The following is a 6,717-nucleotide window of genomic DNA, read 5'->3' as shown; positions in this document are numbered from 1 at the left end:
CAGTGGCCCAGCGACCAGGCCCGTGCCGCCTCGAGGTCCTCCGCGAGGACCGCCTCGCCCGCATGGTGGAGCGCGAGACCCGCGGCGCCACCCTGGTCGGGGTCAACCCCGGCTTCGACGTGCACGTGCTCGACAAGATGCTCCGCCGCCACCGCTTGGCGCCGGCGTGGCACTACTGGCCGGTCGACGTGAAGTCGATGGCGATCGGGGCGCTCCACGCCCGGGGGCTCGACGACCTCCCCGACTCCTCCGACGCGCTCGCCGAGCTGTGCGGCGTGACCCCTGTCCCGCCCGCGATGCGCCACACCGCGATGGGCGACGCGACGTGGGCCCGCGACTGGTACGACCGGCTCGCCACCGGCCGCGGGTGGGCGGTGGGAGAGAACCCGCACACCGAGCCGCACCTGTGCGACCCGACCCCACCGCCGTTCATCGCGGACCCTCGCGTCCTCGATGGCGGGCGGAAGGCAGCGGGCCGGTGAGCCTGCGCCATACCGCGCTGGTGCGCCGCACGGAACTGCGGCGCACCGAGCTGGCCCGGACTGCCCCGATGCAGCGGTCGCGGGAGAAGCGCCTGAGCCGGGCGCAGACGGCCGGGAAGGCGCCGCGGGACACCGGGCCCTCCACGAACGTCCGCCGGGTCGTGCTGGGCCGCGCGGACGGCTGCTGCGAGGTGTGCGGCCGGCAGCTGTACGGCGACGACGGGTGGGGGTCGTTCCCGCACTCGTTCCACCACCGCCGGCCGCGGGGGATGGGCGGCACCAGCCGGGCGGACGCGAACAGCCCTGCGAACCTGCTGCTGGTGTGCGGGTCGGCGACGACCCCGGACGGCTGCCACGCCCTCATCGAGACCCAGCGCGTCCTCGCGCTCTCGACCGGCTGGCTGCTCCGCCAGGACGAGGACCCGCTGCAGGTCGCCGTCGTGCTCCACGCCTACCCGGGCGAGCGCACGTACCTCCACCACGACGGCGGCGTCAGGCCCGCAGCATGAAGGCCCTCACCGTCCGCCAGCCGTTCGCCGGCGCCATCGCGTCGGGCGAGAAGACGATCGAGAACCGCACCACCAGGTGGTCCCACCGCGGCCCCCTCGCGATCCACGCCGGCTCCCGCCCAGACGCCGAGTGGGCGTTCGACATGGTCGAGCGCCTCACCGGCCGCCCCGTCCCCAACCCCGGGGTCCCGCGCTGCGCGCCGCGGTGGCGCATGTCCGCGGTCATCGCCGTCGTCGACCTGGTCGACGCCCACGACGAGACCGAGTGCCGCCTCGGCTGCTCCCCGTGGGCCATGCGCGCGGTCGACCTCTGCGCCGACCACCGCAAGGGCCGCTGCTCCACCACCCACCGGCCCGCCTGGCACTACGAGCTCGCCAACGCCCGGCTGCTGCCGGTCCCCATCCAGGCCGACGGAGCGCTCGGCCTCTGGACCCTCCGACCGGACCTCGCCGTCCGCGTCGCCCGACACATCGACCTCACCCTCGAGGAGACCCCGTGATCCCGCACCGCGCCATCTGGCACACCGACGACGTGCTCGTCACCGACAGCTACGACCGCATCGGCACCACGCTGGCCGACGCCATCCGCCGCTGGCTGACCGAGCACCACATCCCCGACGACGTCCCGCTCGACGCCTCGTGGCCCGCCCCGTTCCCGGACGCCGTACTCGCCGAGCCCGGCGCGCACGAGTGCCCGACGTGCGGCCACGACCCGAACGCGGAGCTGCGGGAGCAGTACTCCACCACCGACGCGGGGGTCGTCTACCCCTTCGTGGAGGACGAGGTCTGCAACGTCACCGGCTTCGGCCACCAGCCCAAGGCCGCCTTCGCCGAGGCGGTCAACCGCTGGGACCGCGTCGTCGGCGGCGTCGAACTTGCCGACGGAAACGCGGGGTGGACGGCCGCCCACGTCAGCCACAAGTGGGCGCTCGCGTTCGAGGACGAGCACTTCTGGAACCGCGACCCGAGGACCGGCGAGCCGATCACCGGGGCCACGCCGGGCGCGTTCCCGATCACGACGCTCTGGGGCCAGCGGTGAGCGGCGACATCCTGGCCGCGATCGAAGGGGCCCTCGACGACTGGGAGACCAGCCCCGACGCCATGCGGTGGACACCCGACCCGCCGCCGACTCAGCCGACGTCCGTCCTCGGACCGCGCATCGCGAGCCGCGCGGTCACCTTCCGGGTGCACGTCGACCTGAGCCCGTTCATCACTGCCGTGACCGAGGCGGCCCGAGCCATGGCGGCCCTGATGGCCGGCCTGCACATCGACCCCCTCTCCGGGGTCGCGCGCCCCGTCGACACCCACCACCCGCGCCCGTTGCCGATCGACGGTGCGGCGTACCACCGCCGGCGCCGAGCCCGCACCAGGAGGACCCGATGACTCTCCACACCCGAGTGATGATCACCAGCCCCGGGGTCCGCGCTGCCGACGCGTTCCTCCGCATGCGCCAGCTCATCGGCGCCGGCGAGCAGTACGACGCGCGGACCTCACCGCACGGCCTGCACATGGACCTCGGACAGGGCCTTCCCGCTCTCCTGTGGGTCGACCACCGGGACGGTGACCTGATCCCGGCCGAGACCTGCGACGAGTACTGCGATGCGTTCTGCGACACCACCGACGCCGAGCGTTACTGCCTCCGGTTGCACGACCCGGCCGGCTACGTCCTGGTCCACTTCGACACGGGCTACGGCTACACCGCGGTCAACGGCGCGGGGTGCCGCGACCTGCACGCGTGGCTGGTGCGCGAGTTCGGGGCGTGGCTCGATGACCGCGGCGCGACGTGGCGCTGGTACGACGAGTCCGGTGACGGGTGGCTGCCGAGCAGCACGCCGTGGGGGACGGGCTACGAGTGGCACGCGGGAGACGCTGACCGCGGTGCGCTGACGGCTGCAGATCACGAGCGGTCGGAGCGCAACCGGCGGGACAACCTGCTGCGGCGGTCGGCGTGATCCGCCCCGAGACCGAAGACAGCCGGGATGTGGTGGCCGCGGCTGACTCCATCGAGCCGGGCAAGGGCGCCCACCTGAGCGCCAAGGAGGTGCGAGAGCTGGAGCAGTACGTCAACGCGGTGCGTGAGCGCCTGCACCTCACGCACTGGACAGTCTGGATCGCTGCCGACCCCGCTGAGGAAGGCGTGCACGCCTCGGTGCACCCGACCGAGGGCCGGTTCATCGCGATGATCTACTTCGCGACCGACTGGCGTGACCAGCCCGAGGACATCCTCCGCAACACCATCACGCACGAGCTGCTGCACCTCGTGCACCGCGACCAGACCGACACGATCCGGTGCGCGCTCCAGGACTCCGGCTACCTCCCCGAGAAGGCGTTCACGCTCCTGTGGCGGGCGTTCGCTCTCCACACCGAGGCCATGGTCGACCACCTCGCGGGCGTGCTCGCTCCGACGATGCCGCCCGCCCCCACGCCGTCACGAGAGGCCCACGCATGACCCAGTGCCGACCAGCGGGCCGCCACGAGCCCCGCGTCATCCCCGGCCGCCACGCCGAGGACGCCCACCCCCACGCCGCCGAGGACGAGTGCCGCGGCTGCCTGCCCTGCACCGAGCCCCACTGCCGGGTCTGCGGCAACACCCACATCGACGGCACCTGCGCCGAGTGCCTCGCCGTCACCCGCGCCGACCTCCACGAGATCGCCCGCATGGTCGACGCGCTCCCCGCCGAGGTCAAGCACCGCGGCGTGGACTCCGAGGCGATGATGCTGCTCGGCCCCGCCAGCGACCCCGAGGCGTGGCACCACCACGCCGCCTCGGCGCTGGCCGGCCGAATCGTCCCGCCCGACTGCGACGCCCGCGACGTCGACGAGCTCAAGGCGTGGCTCGACCAGCAGGCCGGCGACGAGCTCCACCCGCTGTGGGTCCTCGGCACCTGGGACATGCTCTGGCGCGACACCCTCGAGCACGACCAGCCGAACCCCGACGAGCCGTTCACCATCGCGGTGGCCGTCGACTACCTCGACCGTCAGCTCTCGTACATGGGCGGCTACGAGCACCTCGACTTCGCCCCGTTCGCCCGCGACCTGCGCCGCTGCCGCCGGCACGTGGAGAACGTGCTGCGCGACGGAGAGCGCCGGGAGCACACCCGGGTGCCTTGCCTCGACTGCGGCGTGCGGCTCGCGGTGGTCTACGCCGACAAGACCGAGGACGACAGTCACGAGTGCCCCCGCTGCGGCCGTGTCTACAACCAGGGCGAGTTCGCCCGAGCCAAGGCGGACTGGCTCGCACACGAGGGAGCATCGCGGTTCGTGCCCATCTCGGACGCCGCCAACGCGATCGACCGACCCCAGCACACCGTCCGCACCTGGCTGCGGCGGATGACTGTCGGTGCCGTCTGCGACCTTCGGACCCGACGACTCCTGGTGTGGTGGCCCGACGTCCGCGACGCGCACCAGGAGAGTCGCGCCCGCAAGCACCACGGGAAGGCGTCCTGATGCCCTATGCTTTGAACAACCCCAGCGGTAATCGGCATGCCCGGAAGTAGGCGCGTCTGCGCCGAGGCGGGCTGCCCCACGCTGGTCGAGGCCGGTGCCCGAGGTGGGCGCTGCCTCGACCACCGGCGCCAGGTCGAGCGCGAGCGCGGCTCGGCCACCGCCCGCGGCTACGACTACACCCACACGCAGCTGTCCAAGCGGATGCGGGCCGAGGCCGTCGGCATGACGTGCCACCTGTGCGGCGATCGCATGGCCGCCGATCAGGACCTCGCCCTCGACCACACCGGGGATCGCAGCGGCTACCGCGGCGTGGTCCACCTCAGTTGCAACGCCCGCGACGGCGCACTGCGCGGCAACGCCCAGCGTCTCCGCTAGCACCGACACCCCGCCGCCCAGACGGCCCCCGCACGCTCGCCCAGAGGGCCAGCGACGGGGGTCGTGGCGTTTCCGAAGGGAGGGACGCCGGTGCCGGCTGCCCGAACATGCGACGTCCCCGGCTGCCGCAACGGCCACCGTGCCCGCGGCTACTGCGCCACGCACTACAACCGCCTCGTGATGGGCGAGAGCTCGCGGCACCCGAAGGAGCAGCGGCCGTGCGTCGCCTGTGGCGCCGTGGTCGTGCGCCGCGTCGACGCCTCGTACGCCACGACGTGCAGCGTGCGCTGCCGCAGCGTGGTGCAGTGGGGCCACCGCCTCGCCCCCAGCTCGGGGTACGACTGGGCGCAGGACGCGGTCAAGCGTGCTCGCGCAGCGGGCGTGGCAATCGTCGAGGTGTTCGACCGGGCCGCTGTGTTCGCTCGCGACGAGTGGACCTGCCAACTGTGCGCCATCCGGTGCACCGATCCCGACCCGTACACCTTGACCGCGGCGACCGTCGACCACGTCGTCGCCCCCTCGCCGACCAAGGCGAGCACAGCAGAGCGAACGCTCAGACCCTCTGCCTGTCGTGCAACAGCAGCAAGCAAGCGGGTATCGCACAGAAGGTATAGCCCTCGCCGGTCTGCCCAGGGGGGTGGGCCGAACCCGGTCCGATGGAGACCGCGGAGGAGACCTGAAAAAGGTGCGGAGGGTTCAAAAGTTCCGGCCCCGGGCCAGCGCCCGCACCGGTATAGCACCAGACGCATACCGGATCGGGCGCGACGCCCGACCGGTCCGCCGACGTGGGCGCGACGCCCACCTCGAGGAGGTAGGACCGTGGCCAGTGGAGGTGCACGCAACCGGTCGGGGCCGTCGCTGAACCCCAACTCGGGGCGCAGCGACAGCCGCGGCGTCAGCCTGACCGCGCTGCCGTCCGAGGGACGCAAGGGTCACGCCCCGGCGTTCCCGCTGCCGAAGGTCCAGCGTTGGCTCACCCTGGCCGGCGAGGGCGGCTCGAAGATGCGCGTGCCCGACAAGGCGGCGTCCAACGAGTTTCGCAAGCGTGAGCTGCAGATCTGGCGCGACCACTGGAAGATGCCGCAGGCGGTCGCGTGGGAGCTGGAGCGCTGGCGCTGGCCGACGATTGCTGAGTTCTGCCGCCTCAAGACCGTCGTCGAGCTCGAGCCGGACGCCAACGCGTCGCTCGTGGCGCAGCTGCACCGCTTCCGCGACCAGATCGGACTCACCCCGGCCGGGCTCCGTGAGAACGGCTGGGCCATCGCGACCGACAGCCTGGGCGTGAAGCGGGCCGAGAAGGAACAGGCGGCGCCCCCCGCGCCGCGGTCTTCCCGAGACCGGATGAAGGTCGTCACCGGCAATGGCCGGTGACGCCCTTGCCCTCGACTTCGACCCGCTGCTGACCCTCGGGTTCATCGTCACCGACTGGGTCGAGGCGCACTGCCGTGTCCCCTCGGGCGTGATGGAGAACGACCCGCTGGAGTTCAACGGCTGGCAGCTGTTCTGCACCGCCAACCACTACCGGGTCCACGCCCGTGCGATCGCCGACTCGCGGCGTCTGCTCGCCCCGTTCGTGTACCGCCGTTCGGTCATCGTCGGCCCCCAGAAGTGCGGAAAGTCCCCGTGGGGCGCCGCGATGCTCCTGGCCGAGGCCGTGGGCCCCACGCTCTTCGACGGGTTCGCTCGCGGCGGCGAGGTGTACCGGTGCGCCGACCACGGCTGCGGCTGCGGATGGGAGTACGAGTACCAGGTCGGCGAGGCCATGGGGATCCCGCGGCGCAAGTCGCTGCTCGGGCTGCTCGCGTTCGCGGAGTCGCAGACCAACAACGTCTACGAGCCGCTGCAGACCATGATCCACTCGGGTCCGCTGGCCGAGTTCGTGCACGTGCGCGAGGGGTTCATCC

The 6,717-nt window shown here is 72.5% G+C and carries 10 protein-coding genes and 1 pseudogene; all 11 read left to right on the top strand.

Features of this window, described 5'->3' with window-relative positions:
* On the top strand, positions 1–482 hold a 482-nt coding region (locus KK617_RS18210; RefSeq protein ID WP_277501606.1), incomplete at its 5' end, for a hypothetical protein.
* A complete protein-coding gene (locus KK617_RS18205) occupies positions 479–991 on the top strand; it encodes an HNH endonuclease signature motif containing protein (RefSeq protein ID WP_277501605.1) in 513 nt (170 codons plus the stop codon). The genes KK617_RS18210 and KK617_RS18205, both read left to right, overlap by 4 nt.
* Positions 988–1,491 (top strand): ASCH domain-containing protein, encoded by a 504-nt coding sequence (locus KK617_RS18200; RefSeq protein ID WP_277501604.1) that lies wholly within the window; start codon positions 988–990, stop codon positions 1,489–1,491. The genes KK617_RS18205 and KK617_RS18200 overlap by 4 nt, the downstream gene beginning before the upstream one ends.
* Entirely contained in the window at positions 1,488–2,030 is a 543-nt protein-coding gene (locus tag KK617_RS18195) for a hypothetical protein (protein ID WP_277501603.1), read from the top strand. The genes KK617_RS18200 and KK617_RS18195 overlap by 4 nt, the downstream gene beginning before the upstream one ends.
* A complete protein-coding gene (locus KK617_RS18190) occupies positions 2,027–2,374 on the top strand; it encodes a hypothetical protein (protein ID WP_277501602.1) in 348 nt (115 codons plus the stop codon). Before KK617_RS18195 ends, KK617_RS18190 begins: the two co-directional genes overlap by 4 nt.
* Entirely contained in the window at positions 2,371–2,943 is a 573-nt protein-coding gene (locus KK617_RS18185; RefSeq protein ID WP_277501601.1) for a hypothetical protein, read from the top strand. Before KK617_RS18190 ends, KK617_RS18185 begins: the two co-directional genes overlap by 4 nt.
* Positions 2,940–3,440 (top strand): hypothetical protein, encoded by a 501-nt coding sequence (locus KK617_RS18180; RefSeq protein ID WP_277501600.1) that lies wholly within the window; start codon positions 2,940–2,942, stop codon positions 3,438–3,440. Before KK617_RS18185 ends, KK617_RS18180 begins: the two co-directional genes overlap by 4 nt.
* Positions 3,437–4,438 (top strand): hypothetical protein, encoded by a 1,002-nt coding sequence (locus KK617_RS18175; protein WP_277501599.1) that lies wholly within the window; start codon positions 3,437–3,439, stop codon positions 4,436–4,438. Before KK617_RS18180 ends, KK617_RS18175 begins: the two co-directional genes overlap by 4 nt.
* Positions 4,439–4,474: 36 nt before the next feature.
* Entirely contained in the window at positions 4,475–4,813 is a 339-nt protein-coding gene (locus KK617_RS18170; RefSeq protein WP_277501598.1) for an endonuclease domain-containing protein, read from the top strand.
* Positions 4,814–5,632: 819 nt separating this feature from the next.
* Positions 5,633–6,184 carry a hypothetical protein gene (locus tag KK617_RS18165; RefSeq protein ID WP_277501597.1) on the top strand — a complete coding sequence of 184 codons (552 nt, stop codon included), beginning with the start codon at positions 5,633–5,635 and terminating at the stop codon, positions 6,182–6,184.
* A pseudogene (locus KK617_RS18160) lies at positions 6,174–6,717 on the top strand (hypothetical protein); the annotation flags it as partial. The gene KK617_RS18165 and the pseudogene KK617_RS18160, both read left to right, overlap by 11 nt.

Origin of the sequence: Nocardioides sp. ChNu-99 (assembly GCF_029493445.1) — a bacterium.
Lineage (GTDB): Bacteria > Actinomycetota > Actinomycetes > Propionibacteriales > Nocardioidaceae > Nocardioides.
Note: the sequence above shows the minus strand (reverse complement) of the source record. Positions and strands in the feature narration are given on the sequence as shown.

Bases quoted from the DNA above. Each gene is read 5' to 3' on its own strand.
- KK617_RS18200 (WP_277501604.1), top strand. From the start codon at position 988: ATGAAGGCCCTCACCGTCCGCCAGCCGTTCGCCGGCGCCATCGCGTCG.
- KK617_RS18185 (WP_277501601.1), top strand. From the start codon at position 2,371: ATGACTCTCCACACCCGAGTGATGATCACCAGCCCCGGGGTCCGCGCT.
- KK617_RS18175 (WP_277501599.1), top strand. From the start codon at position 3,437: ATGACCCAGTGCCGACCAGCGGGCCGCCACGAGCCCCGCGTCATCCCC.
- KK617_RS18170 (WP_277501598.1), top strand. From the start codon at position 4,475: ATGCCCGGAAGTAGGCGCGTCTGCGCCGAGGCGGGCTGCCCCACGCTG.